Origin of the sequence: Curtobacterium sp. MCSS17_005 (genome assembly GCF_003234225.2) — a bacterium.
GTDB lineage: Bacteria > Actinomycetota > Actinomycetes > Actinomycetales > Microbacteriaceae > Curtobacterium > Curtobacterium flaccumfaciens.
Genome location: NZ_CP126258.1, coordinates 2,436,611 through 2,449,980 on the forward strand (window position 1 = coordinate 2,436,611; position 13,370 = coordinate 2,449,980).

General features: G+C 70.6%; 14 protein-coding genes and 2 tRNA genes. 2 read left to right on the top strand and 14 right to left on the bottom strand.

Annotated elements, in window-relative coordinates; all coding sequences use genetic code 11:
* Window positions 1–5: 5 nt before the first annotated feature.
* The 3 genes from murA to leuC are packed head-to-tail and all read right to left on the bottom strand — an operon-like array spanning window position 6 to window position 3,441.
* The gene (murA, locus tag DEJ20_RS11675) at window positions 6–1,373 is read right to left on the bottom strand and encodes a UDP-N-acetylglucosamine 1-carboxyvinyltransferase (RefSeq protein WP_071405672.1); all 1,368 of its coding nucleotides are present in this window, start codon (window positions 1,371–1,373) and stop codon (window positions 6–8) included.
* A complete protein-coding gene (gene leuD / locus DEJ20_RS11680; RefSeq protein ID WP_071244876.1) occupies window positions 1,373–1,969 on the bottom strand; it encodes a 3-isopropylmalate dehydratase small subunit in 597 nt (198 codons plus the stop codon). Before leuD ends, murA begins: the two co-directional genes overlap by 1 nt.
* Entirely contained in the window at window positions 1,969–3,441 is a 1,473-nt protein-coding gene (gene leuC / locus DEJ20_RS11685; protein WP_111236508.1) for a 3-isopropylmalate dehydratase large subunit, read from the bottom strand. Before leuC ends, leuD begins: the two co-directional genes overlap by 1 nt.
* A 180-nt stretch (window positions 3,442–3,621) precedes the next feature.
* Here leuC and DEJ20_RS11690 point away from each other — a divergent pair, with 180 nt between their 5' ends.
* On the top strand, window positions 3,622–4,689 hold the full coding sequence (locus DEJ20_RS11690) for an FUSC family protein (RefSeq protein WP_111236509.1): 1,068 nt from the start codon (window positions 3,622–3,624) through the stop codon (window positions 4,687–4,689).
* A 277-nt stretch (window positions 4,690–4,966) separates the two neighbouring features.
* Here the strand turns inward: DEJ20_RS11690 and DEJ20_RS11695 are convergent, their stop codons facing one another.
* From DEJ20_RS11695 to DEJ20_RS11715, 5 genes are all read right to left on the bottom strand, one after another.
* Window positions 4,967–5,572, bottom strand: a complete 606-nt coding sequence (locus DEJ20_RS11695) for a histidine phosphatase family protein (RefSeq protein ID WP_027465908.1) — start codon at window positions 5,570–5,572, stop codon at window positions 4,967–4,969.
* Window positions 5,569–5,958 carry a fluoride efflux transporter CrcB gene (crcB, locus tag DEJ20_RS11700; RefSeq protein WP_027465909.1) on the bottom strand — a complete coding sequence of 130 codons (390 nt, stop codon included), beginning with the start codon at window positions 5,956–5,958 and terminating at the stop codon, window positions 5,569–5,571. Before crcB ends, DEJ20_RS11695 begins: the two co-directional genes overlap by 4 nt.
* Window positions 5,955–6,401 (bottom strand): fluoride efflux transporter FluC, encoded by a 447-nt coding sequence (locus tag DEJ20_RS11705; RefSeq protein WP_111236510.1) that lies wholly within the window; start codon window positions 6,399–6,401, stop codon window positions 5,955–5,957. The genes crcB and DEJ20_RS11705 overlap by 4 nt, the downstream gene beginning before the upstream one ends.
* A 106-nt stretch (window positions 6,402–6,507) precedes the next feature.
* Window positions 6,508–6,583 (bottom strand) — tRNA-Glu (locus tag DEJ20_RS11710).
* 33 nt (window positions 6,584–6,616) lie between these two features.
* Window positions 6,617–6,692: transfer RNA gene (locus DEJ20_RS11715), tRNA-Glu, on the bottom strand.
* A gap of 103 nt (window positions 6,693–6,795) precedes the next feature.
* Between DEJ20_RS11715 and DEJ20_RS11720 the strand changes: the two genes are divergently transcribed.
* Window positions 6,796–7,692: a DUF72 domain-containing protein gene (locus DEJ20_RS11720; protein WP_111236511.1), complete on the top strand. Its 897-nt coding sequence runs from the start codon at window positions 6,796–6,798 to the stop codon at window positions 7,690–7,692.
* A gap of 107 nt (window positions 7,693–7,799) precedes the next feature.
* Here the strand turns inward: DEJ20_RS11720 and DEJ20_RS11725 are convergent, their stop codons facing one another.
* The 6 genes from DEJ20_RS11725 to DEJ20_RS11750 all read right to left on the bottom strand — a co-directional run bounded on the left by DEJ20_RS11725 (window position 7,800) and on the right by DEJ20_RS11750 (window position 13,308).
* A complete protein-coding gene (locus DEJ20_RS11725) occupies window positions 7,800–8,435 on the bottom strand; it encodes an MBL fold metallo-hydrolase (RefSeq protein ID WP_111236512.1) in 636 nt (211 codons plus the stop codon).
* A gap of 10 nt (window positions 8,436–8,445) precedes the next feature.
* Window positions 8,446–9,462 (bottom strand): LacI family DNA-binding transcriptional regulator, encoded by a 1,017-nt coding sequence (locus DEJ20_RS11730; protein ID WP_111236513.1) that lies wholly within the window; start codon window positions 9,460–9,462, stop codon window positions 8,446–8,448.
* Window positions 9,463–9,483: 21 nt separating this feature from the next.
* Window positions 9,484–9,981: a hypothetical protein gene (locus DEJ20_RS11735; RefSeq protein ID WP_111236514.1), complete on the bottom strand. Its 498-nt coding sequence runs from the start codon at window positions 9,979–9,981 to the stop codon at window positions 9,484–9,486.
* Between the two features lie 5 nt (window positions 9,982–9,986).
* Window positions 9,987–10,829 carry a carbohydrate ABC transporter permease gene (locus DEJ20_RS11740; RefSeq protein WP_241660376.1) on the bottom strand — a complete coding sequence of 281 codons (843 nt, stop codon included), beginning with the start codon at window positions 10,827–10,829 and terminating at the stop codon, window positions 9,987–9,989.
* Window positions 10,830–10,894: 65 nt separating this feature from the next.
* Window positions 10,895–11,872 (bottom strand): carbohydrate ABC transporter permease, encoded by a 978-nt coding sequence (locus DEJ20_RS11745; RefSeq protein WP_111236515.1) that lies wholly within the window; start codon window positions 11,870–11,872, stop codon window positions 10,895–10,897.
* 152 nt (window positions 11,873–12,024) lie between these two features.
* Window positions 12,025–13,308 carry an ABC transporter substrate-binding protein gene (locus tag DEJ20_RS11750; protein ID WP_111236516.1) on the bottom strand — a complete coding sequence of 428 codons (1,284 nt, stop codon included), beginning with the start codon at window positions 13,306–13,308 and terminating at the stop codon, window positions 12,025–12,027.
* Window positions 13,309–13,370 lie beyond the last annotated feature (62 nt).

The following is a 13,370-nucleotide window of genomic DNA, read 5'->3' on the forward strand; positions in this document are numbered from 1 at the left end:
TGTGCCTATCCAGCGAAGTCGAAGTCGGCGCCGAGCTTGCGCAGCTTCGGGATGAAGTGCTCGTAGCCGCGGCTGATGATGCCGACGTTGGTGATGTGCGACTCGCCGTCGGCGGTCAGCGCCGCGATGAGGTGGCTGAACCCGCCGCGCAGGTCGGGGACCCGGACGTTGGCGGCGTGCAGCTTCGTCGGACCGGTGATGACGGCGGCCTGCTCGAACGGGCGGCGGGCGACACGGCGGTCGTGGCCGGGCAGCCCCTCCTTGTGCACGACGATGTCGGCACCCATCTCGTTCAGCGCGTCGGTGAAGCCGAAGCGGTTCTCGTAGACGGTCTCGTGCACGATGCTCTGGCCGTCGGCCTGGGTCAGCGCGACGACGAGCGGCTGCTGCCAGTCCGTCATGAAGCCGGGGTGCACGTCGGTCTCGATGACGACGGGCTTCAGGGTGTCCAGCTCACGGTAGAACCGGATGCCGTCCTCCTGGATGTCGAACCCGCCGCCGACCTTGCGGAAGACGTTGAGGAACGTCATGAGCTCCTGCTGGTTCGCGCCCTCGACGAAGATGTCACCGTTGGTGGCGAGCGCGGCGGAGGCCCAGCTCGCGGCCTCGTTGCGGTCGTTGATCGCGCGGTGCGTGTAGCCGCGGAGCGACTCGACGCCCTCGATGAAGATGACGCGGTTCGGCTCGACCGAGACGATGGCGCCCATCTTCTGCAGGATCGCGATGAGGTCCATGATCTCGGGCTCGATCGCGGCGTTCCGCAGTTCGGTGACGCCCTTGGCGAGGGTCGCCGAGAGCAGGACCTGCTCGGTGGCGCCGACGCTCGGGTACGGCAGCTCGATCGAGGCGCCCTTCAGGCCGTCCGGGGCCGTCAGGTGGATGCCGTTGACCTGCTTGTCGACGACCGCGCCCATGGCGCGGAGGGCGTCGAGGTGGAAGTCGATCGGGCGGTCCCCGATGCGGCAGCCGCCGAGGTCGGGGATGAACGCCTCGCCGAGCTTGTGCAGCAGCGGGCCGCAGAACAGGATCGGGATGCGGCTCGAACCGGCGTGCGCGTCGATCTCGGCGAAGTGCGCCGACTCGACCCGCGACGGGTCGAGGATGAGTTCGCCTCGTGCAGGATCGGTGATGCGCACGCCGTGCACCTCGAGCAGCCCGCGGACCACCTTGACGTCGGAGATGTCCGGCACGTCACGGAGGATCGACGGGGTGTCACCGAGCAGCGACGCCACCATGGCCTTGGTCGCGAGGTTCTTCGCCCCACGGACCTCGATGCGTCCCACGAGCGGCTTGCCCCCGCGGATGACGATCTCGTCCGACTTGAGGCCCACGCGCGCCCCTGCGGCCGCTGCGTCCTGTACGAGAGAGTTCACTACTTCACCGGCAATGTCTTCGGCCGCCAACTGGAGCGGCGGGATTCGAACTCCGTGATCGAGGTCTCGTCACGGAGGGTGAGCCCGATGTCGTCGAGCCCTTCCATCAACCGCCAACGAGTGTAAGCGTCGATCTCGAAGGGGACGTCCACATCCCCCAGCGACACGCGCTGCGTCTCGAGGTCGACCGTCGCCTCGATGCCCGGGTTCGCCTCGATGGCGGCCCACAGGCGCTCGACCTCCGGTTCGGTCACGATCGCCGTGACCAGGCCCTGCTTGCCCGCGTTGCCCTTGAAGATGTCCGCGAAACGGGGCGAGACGACCACCGTGAAGCCGAAGTCACGGAGCGCCCAGACGGCGTGCTCGCGGGAGGATCCGGTGCCGAAGTCGGGGCCGGCGACGAGCACACGGGCACCCTGGTAGCGCTCCTGGTTCAGCACGAAGTCGGGGTCCTGCCGCCACCCGGCGAACAGGGCGTCCTCGAAGCCGGTCTTCGTGACGCGCTTCAGGTAGACCGCGGGGATGATCTGGTCGGTGTCGACGTTGGACCGCTTGAGCGGCGCGGCGATGCCGGAGACGGTGGTGATCTTGTCCATCAGAAGGTCCCCTCGGTGGCGGTGGTCGTCGCGTCGGATCGGCCGGTGATCGACGCCAGCGAGTCGTCGGTCTCCAGGTCCCACGGGCTGGACAGCGTGCCGCGCACCGCGGTGGCCGCGGCGACGAGCGGCGACACCAGGTGCGTGCGGCCGCCCTTGCCCTGGCGACCCTCGAAGTTGCGGTTCGAGGTGCTCGCGCAGCGCTCCCCCGGTGCCAGCTGGTCCGGGTTCATCCCGAGGCACATCGAGCAGCCGGCGAACCGCCACTCGGCACCGAACTCGGTGAACACCTTGTCGAGCCCCTCGGCTTCGGCTTCGAGCCGAACCCGCGCGGAGCCGGGCACGACCATCACCCGGACGCCGTCGGCCTTGGTGCGGCCCTTGATGATCGACGCGAAGGCCCGCAGGTCCTCGATGCGCGAGTTCGTGCAGGAGCCCATGAACACCGCGTCGACGGCGATGTCCTTCATCGGGGTGCCGGCGGTGATGTCCATGTACTCCAGGGCACGGCGTGCGGCGGCCTGGTCGTTGGGGTCGCTGTAGGCGGCCGGGTCCGGCACGCTCTCGGACAGCGAGACGCCCTGGCCGGGGTTCGTGCCCCAGGTGACGAAGGGCTCGAGCTCGTCCGCGTCGATGAACACCTCGGCGTCGAACACGGCGTCGTCGTCGGTGGCGAGGGTCTCCCAGTACGCGACGGCGTCGTCCCAGTCCTGACCGGTGGGCGCGTGGTCGCGGCCCTGCACGTAGTCGTAGGTGGTCTGGTCGGGGGCGACCATGCCGGCGCGGGCACCGGCCTCGATCGACATGTTGCAGATCGTCATGCGGCCCTCCATCGAGAGCGCGCGGATCGCGGAGCCGCGGTACTCGAGCACGTAGCCCTGTCCGCCGCCGGTGCCGATCTTCGCGATCACGGCGAGGATGATGTCCTTCGCCGTCACCCCCGGGCGCAGCGTGCCCTCGACCGTGATCGCCATCGTCTTGAACGGCTTGAGCGGCAGGGTCTGCGTGGCGAGGACGTGCTCGACCTCGGACGTGCCGATGCCGAACGCCATCGCGCCGAAGGCCCCGTGGGTGCTGGTGTGCGAGTCGCCGCAGACCACGGTGATGCCGGGCATGGTCAGGCCGAGCTGCGGACCGACGACGTGGACGATGCCCTGCTCCTTGTCGCCCAGGGAGTGCAGCCGGACACCGAACTCCTCGCAGTTGCGACGGAGGGTCTCGATCTGGATCCGGCTCGTCGGGTCCGCGATGGGGCGGTCGATGGCGAGCGTCGGGGTGTTGTGGTCCTCGGTCGCGATCGTCAGGTCGAGGCGACGCACCGGTCGCCCGGCCTGCCGCAGGCCGTCGAACGCCTGCGGACTCGTCACCTCGTGCACGAGGTGGAGATCGATGTAGAGGAGGTCGGGGTTGCCGTCCTCGCCCTTGACCACGACGTGGTCGTCCCACACCTTCTCGGCGAGCGTCTTTCCCATGAGCTCAGCCCTCCTCGTCCTCGTCGTTGCGCCGCGACCGCGGCCCGATCAGGCGACTCTACCATTGGTATACCAACGCGCGGCACCCCGCCCGTCGCGGGTCCGTCACCCCGTGGCGGCACAGCCTGGAGGCCCGTGGCGACTCCCCGACACCCGTCGCGGTGGGAAGATGGTGACGACATGACGACACCTGCGCACTCGACCCGGACCATCAACCTCGAGGGCGCGGCACGCGCCGCGATCGCCGGTGGCGCACCGCTCGCGCTGCTCATCACCCTCGGCATGCCGGGGTACGCCGCCTTCGCCATGTTCGCCGGGTTCACCGCCATCTTCGGTGCGACCGAGCCCTACCGGCAGCGTGCCGTCACCACCGGTGTCGCTGGTGCACTGCAGGCGCTCTGCATGTTCGCCGGCATCGGGGTCGGGCTCCTCGGGTCGCCGCTCTGGCTGCAGGCCGCGGGTCTCGTCGTCGTCCTGGTGGTCGCGGTCTGCACCCTCTCCACGCTCCGGGCGATCCCCGCGCAGCCGATCTTCCCGGTGTTCGCGTTCGTGGTGTCCGCACTCGTGCCGATGCGCCCGGCCGACGTCCCGCTCGTCACGACGATCATCGTCTGCTCGGTGGTCTGGGCCTGGCTCGTCGCGATGTCCGGAGCGGTGCTCCGCCGGGTGTTCCACCCGCACGCCCCGCACCGGTTCCGCCCGCTGGCCGAGCGCAAGCACCGCTCGCTCGCGGTCCTGCGGACGCCGGCCCTGTGGGAGACCGTCGCGCTCAACGTCGTCGGGTCACTCGTCGCCGGCGCGGTCGCGGAGTCGATCCCCGGGCTCGGGCACCCCTACTGGGCGGTCATCGCGGTGGTCTCGACCCTGCCGGCGATCCGCCAGCGGCACACCGTCGTCCGCGCCGGGCAGCGTGTGGTGGGCACGATCGGCGGCACGGTCATCGCGGTCGGCATCCTGCTGCTCGAGCCGTCGGCGTGGTGGATCGTCGTGCTGGCCGTCGTCGGACAGTTCTTCGCCGAGATCTTCGTGGCCCGGAACTACGCCGTGTGCCTGCTGTTCCTCACCCCGCTCGCCCTGGCGGTGTCGTGGTTGAGCCTGCCCGAGGCACCCCAGCTGCTGGCGCTCGACCGCATCGCGCAGACCGTGCTCGGTGCCGTGGTCAGCGTGGGGCTGCTGCTCGTCGGGCGGGCGATCGAGCGCCGCCGTGGCCGTGCCCTGGGTGCGACGAGCGCGATCCGGACCGTCTGACGCGCCCGGTCGTTCCGGGCGTACCTGGTCGAACCGGGCGTACCTGGTCGAACCGGGCGTACCTGGTCGTTCCGGGCGTACCTGGTCGAACCGGGCGTACCTGGTCGAAGCGGGCGTTCCTGGTCGTTCGTTTCGACCAGGAATGCCCGATTCCGCCCGCCATCGCGCGTGACAGGGGAAGGAACGAGCGTGGACGGCGGACGGGAGGCCCGTGGCGGCGCCGTCACGGGCCTCCCGTCCGTACGTGGTCGCGACCACCGCACGCCCCACCCCCGCGTCAGTCGCGCGGCTGGATGTTCCAGGCGTCGATGACGGGGCGGCCGTGCTCGTAGCCGAGGATGCTGACCGAGGCAGTGCCGAGCTTCAGCACGGCGCCGTCCTGCGGCGCGAGCCGGATCCACGCGGCACCGAGCGCCCGCAGCACGTGGCCGTGGGCGATGAACACCGCGTCGTGGCCCTCGGCGAGCACCGGTCGGGCACGGTTGAGGATGCGCTCGACGCGGACCCGGACCTCGGCGGCGTTCTCACCGGGGGTGTCGCCGGCTGGGACCCCGTCGGTCCAGAGGTCCCACGGCCCGTGGCGCAGCACCTTGATCTGCGGGGTGGTGAGGCCCTCGTACGCGCCGTAGTCCCACTCGTACAGGTCCTCGTCGAGCTCCGGCTCGACGCCGATCAGATGCGCGGTGTCACGGGCGCGCTGCAGCGGGCTCGACAGCGCCAGCGCGAACGACCGGTCCCCGAGGTACCGGCCCGCGCGCTTCGCCTGCTCGACACCGTTGTCGGTCAGCGGGATGTCGGTGCGGCCGGTGTGCTGCCCGCTCTTCGACCACTCCGTCTCTCCGTGACGGACGAGGACGAGTTCGCCGGGGCGTTCCGAGGTCATGAGTTCCTTCCGATCCAGAGGCCGAGCGCAGCTGCGCCGACCGAGACGACGAGCATCCCGAGGCCGTTCAGGACGGCGAGCCGGGTCTTGCCGGATCGGAGGAGCTGTACGGTCTCGACGCTCGCCGTCGAGAACGTCGTGTACCCACCCATCATGCCCGTCCCGAGCACAGCGACCGTCGAGGCGGGGACGGCGCCCGCCTGCCCGAGGCCCGTCAGGACCCCGAGCACGAGCGATCCGGACACGTTGATGAGCAGGGTCCCGACCGGGAACCCGGCGAACCGGGAACCGGCGAGGCGGCCCTTGACGACGCCGTCGAGCACGAAGCGCAGGGCGGCGCCGGCTCCCCCGCCGACCGCGACCAGGACCAGTTCGACCGGGCTCATCGGGCGTCCGGCAGCGGCTCGGGGCGGGTGCGGGGCCGGGTGGCCGCGGCGACCCACAGACCGAGGACGACCGCGACGAGTCCGAGCACGACCGACAGCAGGGCGTACCCGGTGCCCGCCGACCAGCGGCCCAGGTCGAGCAGCTGCGCGGTGTCGTCCGCGAGCGTGCTGTAGGTCGTGAAACCACCGAGGACGCCGGTGCCGACGAACAGCCGGACCGCGCGACGACGACCGACGTCCGGGCCACGGCGTGCGAGCGCGTCGAGCAGGAACCCGAGGCAGAACGCCCCGAGAACGTTGATCGCGAGGATGGTCCAGCTGATCCCGTCGTCCGCGGGGAACGCCGCGGCGAGGAGTGCGCGGACTGCCGTCCCGATCGCGCCGCCGAGGGCGACGAGGGCGACGAGCCTCCAGCGCAGGTGCGGTGGGCGTTCGGCGTACATCGTGCTCCCGTCGCGAGGCGATCGTTCCCCGGACGACGGGGACGGTCCAGGCTAGCCGAGACGACGAAACCCCCGTCGAGCCGGAGCTGGACGGGGGTTTGCGTGCTGGTGACCCCAGCGGGATTCGAACCCGCGTTACCGCCGTGAGAGGGCAGCGTACTAGGCCGCTATACGATGGGGCCGCGGCTGTTGTCGGACTCGGAGCATGTCACCTGTGGTGACCCCAGCGGGATTCGAACCCGCGTTACCGCCGTGAGAGGGCAGCGTACTAGGCCGCTATACGATGGGGCCGTTCCGACAACTCGACAAGTATTGCACAAGGCTCGCATCCGCACCAAAACGGGGCGTGTCGCCCGGGTGTGCCGCCATGTCGGAGCAGGCATACGGTGGGTCGATGACGGCGGACCACGACGCGATCGCCCGGGCCAGACACGTCGGCGGCAGCCCCTCGGCCACGGTCCGGATCGGCCTGTCCGGGTGGCAGTACGACGGCTGGCGTGGGGACTTCTACCCCGAGGGCCTCGCGAAGCGGCGGTGGCTCGAGCACGTGGCGTCGCGGTTCCCGACGGTGGAGCTGAACGGATCCTTCTACTCGCTGCAGCGCCCGGCGCGCTACCGGGCGTGGCGTGCGGCCTCGGGCGGGCAGCCGTTCCGGTTCGCGGTCAAGGGCGGCCGGTACGTCACGCACATGCTTCGGCTCCGGAACGTCGAGACCGCGCTGGCGAACTTCTTCGCCTCGGGTCCGCTGGAGCTCGGGGACACCCTCGGGCCCGTGCTCTGGCAGCTGCCCGAGCGCCTGCTGCCGACGCCCGAGGTGCTCGACGCGTTCCTCGGGCTGCTCCCCCGGACGCACGGTGCCGCCGCTGAGCTCGCACGCCACCACGACGACAAGGTCCCCGGCGAACCGGACGGTCTCGTGGTGCCCGAGGAACCGGCGAGGTCGATCCACCACGCGCTCGAGGTCCGGGCCGCCGGCTTCGGCGACGAGCACCTCGACGTGCTGCGTCGGCACCGCGTCGCCCTCGTCGACTCGCACGCCGGCGACTTCCCCCGCTTCCGGGCGGACACCGGGGCACCGCTCGCGTACCTCCGGCTGCACGGTGCACCCCGGACCTACCACGACGGGTACTCGCCCCGGGCGCTCGGCGGGTGGGCGACGACGGTCCTCGAGCACGCCGAGGCCGGCCGTGACGTCTACGTGTACTTCGACAACGACGCCGAGCGGCACGCTCCGTGGGACGCCCTGGCGCTCGACCGCCTGATCGCGGCGCGACTGCGCCGCGCTTCGTGAGCAGAAATGGTCGCCTCGGGCGCACGGACCCGACCGTTACTGCACACGATGCGGACAGGAGGCCCGTGGCGGCGCCACCACGGGCCTCCCGGCCGCGCAGCGCAGCCCTAGAGCGTGAGCGACTCCTCCGGACGCAGCACGACGAGCGACCCGGCGGGCTCGACGGCCTCGCGGAGCCGCCCCGTGTGCATGCCGAGGCCGATCTCGGACAGGGTGGCCTCGTGGATCGGGTACGCGCGGGACGGCGCGATCGCGGCGACGTAGTCCATCATCTCGGCGACCTTGAGCCACGGCGCTCCGACGGGTGCCGCGAGGACCTCGACCGGGACGCCCGGGTCCGAGTAGGAGTCGCCCGGGTGGAACAGCCGGCCGTTCACGAGCACGCCGGTGTTGTCGACGATCGGCACCGAGGCGTGGATCAGCTGGTGCCGCGTGCCGTGGAAGGTGAGCGCGAAGGGGCCGACCGTCCGGTGGTCACCGTCCGTGACGACGTCCACGGTGATGTCCGCCTCGGCGAGCGCCGCGCGGACCCCCTCCGGTCCGATGACGACGGCACCGGGGTTCGCGTCGAGGATCCGGCGGACCTGTTCGGAGGTGACGTGGTCCGGGTGCTCGTGCGTGACGACGACGGCGACGACCCCGGTCGCGTCGACCGGTCGGGTGAAGTTCCCCGGGTCGAGGACCAGGCGGGCGTCCCCCTCGGTGATGACCTGGCAGGCGTGTTCGAGTTTGGTGACCTCCATGCGGGCGACCCTACGCGGGACCGTGCGGGCGGGGGCCCGTGGTCGTGCGGACGACCAGGTGCGCTGGTGCCGCCGCGATCGGGCCGGCGACACCGCCGTCGACCTCGGCGAGCACCGCCCGTGCAGCGGTGCGCCCCTGTGCCACCGGGTCCTGCGCGACGGTGGTGAGTCCGACGGTGGCGCCGTACTCGTGGCCGTCGATCCCCATCACGGACACGTCCTCCGGGACCGCGAGGCCGGCTCGGCGTGCGGCCAGCAGGACGCCGAGGGCCATCTCGTCCGAGGCGCAGAGCACCGCCGTCGGTCGCTCCGACGTCGGCTCGGAGAACAGCACGGCTCCGGCGGCGGTCCCGCCGGCGAACGAGAACCGGCCGTCGAGCGACCACCGTTCCGGCACGGCCTGTCCCGACGACCGCACGGCGTCGAGGAACCCGTCCCGCCGCAGGTGCGGCACGGCGACGTTCATGCCGGCCTCGTCCTGCCCGCCGACGTAGGCGATGCGCCGGTGGCCGAGGCTGTGCAGGTGCTCGACCGCGATCCGGGTGACCTCGCGGTCGTCGACGCCCACGTTCCGCAGGCCCGGTGCCGGGCCGCCGATGACGACGATGGGGTGCCGGCTGAGTTCGAGCTCGGCCCGTTCGGTGGCGTCGAGCACCAGGGAGAGCAGCACGAGGCCGTCGACGCGGTGCCGCAGCATCGAGCGTCGGAACGCCCGGTCGCGGTCGCCGCCCGGGCCGCCGAGGTTGTAGAGGACCAGGTCGTACCCGGCCTGGCGGAGCTCCGCGTCGACACCGCCGAGCGCCTTGACGTAGAACCAGCGGTCGATGACGGGCACGACCACCCCGACGGCGCGCTGACGCCCGGTGGCGAGGCCGGCCGCCGCCGAACTCGGGACGTACCCGAGTTCGTCCGCGACCCGCTGCACCTGCTCGATCGTGGTGTCCGCCACGTTCGACATGCCGCGGAGTGCCCGCGACACCGTGGACTTCGACAGCCCCGTGACGGTCGCGATCTCCTGGATCCCCATCGGTGCGACCCGGGAGGCCCGTCAGCCGTCCGTGCCGTGTGTCACGTCCGCCGGTGTGTCGGGTCCACCCCGTCGGGCCGCCACCGTGGGCACGCCGCGGTCCGCCCGGCGTTGCGACACCCGTGCGGGGCGCGCCGGCCGTCGTGCAGCCGGTGCGACCTCGTCCCAGCCGGCGTGCTGGTGCACCCGTCCGTCCGCGCCGGGTCGGGGTCGGCGACCGGTGGGGTCGGTGACCGACGTGTGCACCGGGGCGACCGCGGGCGCAGCGCCGATGCCCCGGGGCACGGACGCACCCGTGCCGTCCTGCGGTGCGGTCCGGCGGAGGACGGCGACCCGCCACCGGTCCAGGGCGACGACGCCGAGCACGCACACGAGCAGGGTGAGCGCCCAGCCGAGCGCCGGTCGCCCGGTGAGCTCGCAGAACACCGTGACGCCGAGGAACAGGACGCCGAACATCCCGACGAAGCCGATCGACTCCTCGATGTGGGCGGTGGGACGGGTGGGTCCGCGCTGGGCCATGGTCGTCAGCCCTTCACGCCGCCGGCGGTGAGCCCCGCCACGATGCGCCGCTGGAAGATCAGCACGAGGATAACGAGCGGGATCGTGACGATCGTGCCGGCGGCCATCACCGCCGTGTAGGGCTCCTGGTGCGGCTGCGACCCGGCGAACGAGGCGATCGCCACGGTCACCGGCTGGGTCGCGTCGCTCGACAGCTGCGACGAGATGAGGTACTCGTTCCAGCTCGAGATGAACGCCAGGATCGCCGTGGTGAACACCGCGGGCGCCGCGAGCGGCAGGATGATGCGGCGGAACGCCTGCACCCGGGTGCACCCGTCGATGCGGGCTGCTTCTTCGAGGTCCCACGGCATCTCGCGGAAGAACGACGCGAGCGTGTACACGGTCAGCGGCAGCACGAACGAGATGCTCGGCAGGATGAGCGCCTGGTACGACCCCATCCACCCGATGTCGGTGAACAGCTGGAACAGCGGCGAGATGAGGGCGACGCCGGGGAACATCGACGCGGCCAGGATCGCGCCGGCGATGAGCGACTTGCCGCGGAACTCGAGCCGGGCGAGGGCGTACGCCGCCGTGGTGCCGACGAGCAGGGCGATGATCGTCACGACCCCACCGATGAGCAGGCTGTTGGCGAGCGCCCGACCGAGGTGGTTGCCGAGCGACGTGGAGAACGCCGTCGCGTAGTTGTCGAGCGTGACGTGCGTCGGCCACGGGGTGGCGTCGAACGTGAACCCGACGTCGCGGAAGCTCGTCACCACCATCCAGTAGAACGGCAGGAGGCACCACACGGCGATGACGATCGCCTGCACGGCCGTGCGGATGCGCGGCCCGGTGTCGCGGCGCACGCGCACCTCGGTGCGGTCGACGGCGCGGTCGCGTGCTGCTGCGGAGGACCGGGGGCGGTCTGCTGCGAGGGTCACTTGAGTTCACCCTTCTGCTGGGCGGCCTGCGTCTGCACGACGTTGGCGCCGAGGAACCGGACGAAGACGAACGCCACGATGAAGATCACCAGGAAGGTGATGGTCGACAGGGCCGACGCGGAGTTGAAGCCCTGCCGGATCTGTTCGACGACCAGGATCGACAGGGTCGTGGTGGCGTTGCCGGAACCACCGCCACCGCCGGTGAGGATCGCGGGCAGGTCGTACATGCGCAGCGCGTCGAGCACGCGGAACAGGATCGCGACCATCAGCGCGGGCTTGATGAGCGGCAGGGTGATGAGCACGAAGCGCTGGAAGGTCGACGCGCCGTCCATCTTGCCCGCCTCGTAGACCTCCTCCGGGATCAGCTGCAGCCCCGCCAGGATGAGCAGCGCCATGAACGGCGTGGTCTTCCAGGTGTCGGCGATGATGACCGCCCACCGGGATGCCCACTCGCCGCTCGTCCACAGGATCTGCTGCCCGAGGACGTGGTTCAGCACGCCGTTCGCGTCGAAGATGAAGTACCAGAGCTTCGCGGTGACGGCCGTCGGGATCGCCCACGGCACCAGGATCGCGGCACGGACGAGGGCGCGGCCCTTGAAGTTGCGGTTCATGATGATGGCCATCCACACGCCGATCACCGTCTCGGCGAGCACGGTGACGACGGTGAAGAAGAACGTGTTGCCCATCGACACCCAGAACTGGGAACCGAGGCTGCCGGGCGGGCACGTGACGTTGCCGCACTGCTGGCCGAGCCAGTGCGCGTAGTTCGTGATGCCGGCGAACCCGCCCTGCACGAACAGGCCGGTGGCCTTGTCGAGGCCCTGGTCGAGCTGGAACGACTGGATGATCGCACTGACGACCGGGTAGCCGATGACGATCGCGAGGAGCAGGATCGTCGGGCCGATGAGGTACACGGCCCACCGGCCGTGCTCGGCGTTGAGTCCGCCCTTGCGCCGTTGGCGCTTCGGTTCCATGCCCGTCGGGTTGGGGATGGCTGCGGGGATCTCGGTTGCTGCTGACACGTGTCGGCCTCCTTGCCGGGGGTGTCGGAACGCAAGTACGGGGCGGACGGGAGGCCCGTGGCGGCCCCGCCACGGGCCTCCCGTCCATCAAGCGGCGTGAGCCGCTAGCTGCTGGTCGCCGACTTGAGGGCGTCCTGCATGTCCTTCATGGCTTCGTCGACCGACTTCGATCCCTTGAGCGCCGCGTAGGTGTTGTCCTGAATCGCCTTCGTGACCGCCGGGTAGAACGGCGTGACCGGGCGCGGCTCCGCCGACTCGATCGACTTCAGGAGCGTCGGCAGGTAGGGCAGCTGCTTCGTCAGCTCGGGGTCGGTGTACAGGTCACCGACGACCGGGGCGAGCGAGCCCTGGGTCGCGAAGAACTTCTGCGTCTCGTCCGAGGTCAGGAACTCGAGGAAGTCGTGCGCCGTGGCCTTGTGCTTCGAGTACACGCTGATCGCGGCGTTGTGGCCGCCGAGCGTGGAGGCACCGACGCCGTCGGCACCGGGGATCGGCGCGATGCCGAAGGTGTCCTTGACCTTCGACGAGCCGTCGGTCTTGGCGAGGCTGTAGACGTACGGCCAGTTGCGCAGGAACAGCAGCTTGCCGGCTTCGAACGCGGTGCGGCCCTGCTCCTCCTGGTAGGTGATCGCCTCGGCCGGGATGTTCCCGTCCTCGAACGCGTCCACCAGGTTCTGCAGGCCGGCCTTCGCCTTGTCGGTGTCGACGTCGGGCGCACCGTCGCTGCCGAGCACCGAACCGCCGGAGCCGTTGATCGCCTCGGAGGCGTTGACGGTGAGTCCCTCGTACTTCGCGAACTGCCCCGCGTAGCAACCGATGCCGGCGTCCTTCGCGATCTTGCAGTCGTCCATCATCTCCTTCCACGTGGTGGGAGGCGTCTTGACGAGGTCCTTGCGGTAGTAGAGCAGCGCGCCGTCCGAGGTCTGCGGTGCGGCGTAGAGGGTGTCGTTGTAGGTCGCGGTCTTCACCGTCGACGGCAGGAGCTTCGAGGTGTCGATCTCCATGTCGCCGGTCAGCGGTGTCAGCCAGCTCTTCGCGGCGAACTCGGCGGTCCAGACGACGTCCACGTCGACGACGTCGTAGTTCTCGTCCTTCGCCTGGAAGTGCTGCACGAGGTCGTCGTGCTGCTGGTCGGCCTGGTCGGACTGCTCCTTGAAGGTGACCTTCTCGTCCGGGTGGGCCTTGTTCCACTTCGCGATGAGCGGGCGGACGACGTTCGAGTTGTCCTTGCCCTGCACGTAGGTGATGGGGCCGCGGCTGTCCTGGCCGCTCTCGGCGTCGTCCGAGCCGGCGCCGGAGCTCCCGCTCGAGCAGCCGGTGAGCACGAGGCCGATGACGGCGACCCCGGCAACGGATGCGAACCGCACCCTGGAGCGTGTTGTCTTCACAGCGTTGTCTCCTCATTGAGATCACCAGGGAGCATCGACTGGGTTCGACGACACTGCCCTGG

Bases quoted from the DNA above. Each gene is read 5' to 3' on its own strand.
- leuD (WP_071244876.1), bottom strand. From the start codon at position 1,969: ATGGACAAGATCACCACCGTCTCCGGCATCGCCGCGCCGCTCAAGCGG.
- leuC (WP_111236508.1), bottom strand. From the start codon at position 3,441: ATGGGAAAGACGCTCGCCGAGAAGGTGTGGGACGACCACGTCGTGGTC.
- DEJ20_RS11690 (WP_111236509.1), top strand. From the start codon at position 3,622: ATGACGACACCTGCGCACTCGACCCGGACCATCAACCTCGAGGGCGCG.
- DEJ20_RS11695 (WP_027465908.1), bottom strand. From the start codon at position 5,572: ATGACCTCGGAACGCCCCGGCGAACTCGTCCTCGTCCGTCACGGAGAG.
- crcB (WP_027465909.1), bottom strand. From the start codon at position 5,958: ATGAGCCCGGTCGAACTGGTCCTGGTCGCGGTCGGCGGGGGAGCCGGC.
- DEJ20_RS11705 (WP_111236510.1), bottom strand. From the start codon at position 6,401: ATGTACGCCGAACGCCCACCGCACCTGCGCTGGAGGCTCGTCGCCCTC.
- DEJ20_RS11720 (WP_111236511.1), top strand. From the start codon at position 6,796: ATGACGGCGGACCACGACGCGATCGCCCGGGCCAGACACGTCGGCGGC.
- DEJ20_RS11725 (WP_111236512.1), bottom strand. From the start codon at position 8,435: ATGGAGGTCACCAAACTCGAACACGCCTGCCAGGTCATCACCGAGGGG.
- DEJ20_RS11730 (WP_111236513.1), bottom strand. From the start codon at position 9,462: ATGGGGATCCAGGAGATCGCGACCGTCACGGGGCTGTCGAAGTCCACG.
- DEJ20_RS11735 (WP_111236514.1), bottom strand. From the start codon at position 9,981: ATGGCCCAGCGCGGACCCACCCGTCCCACCGCCCACATCGAGGAGTCG.
- DEJ20_RS11745 (WP_111236515.1), bottom strand. From the start codon at position 11,872: ATGGAACCGAAGCGCCAACGGCGCAAGGGCGGACTCAACGCCGAGCAC.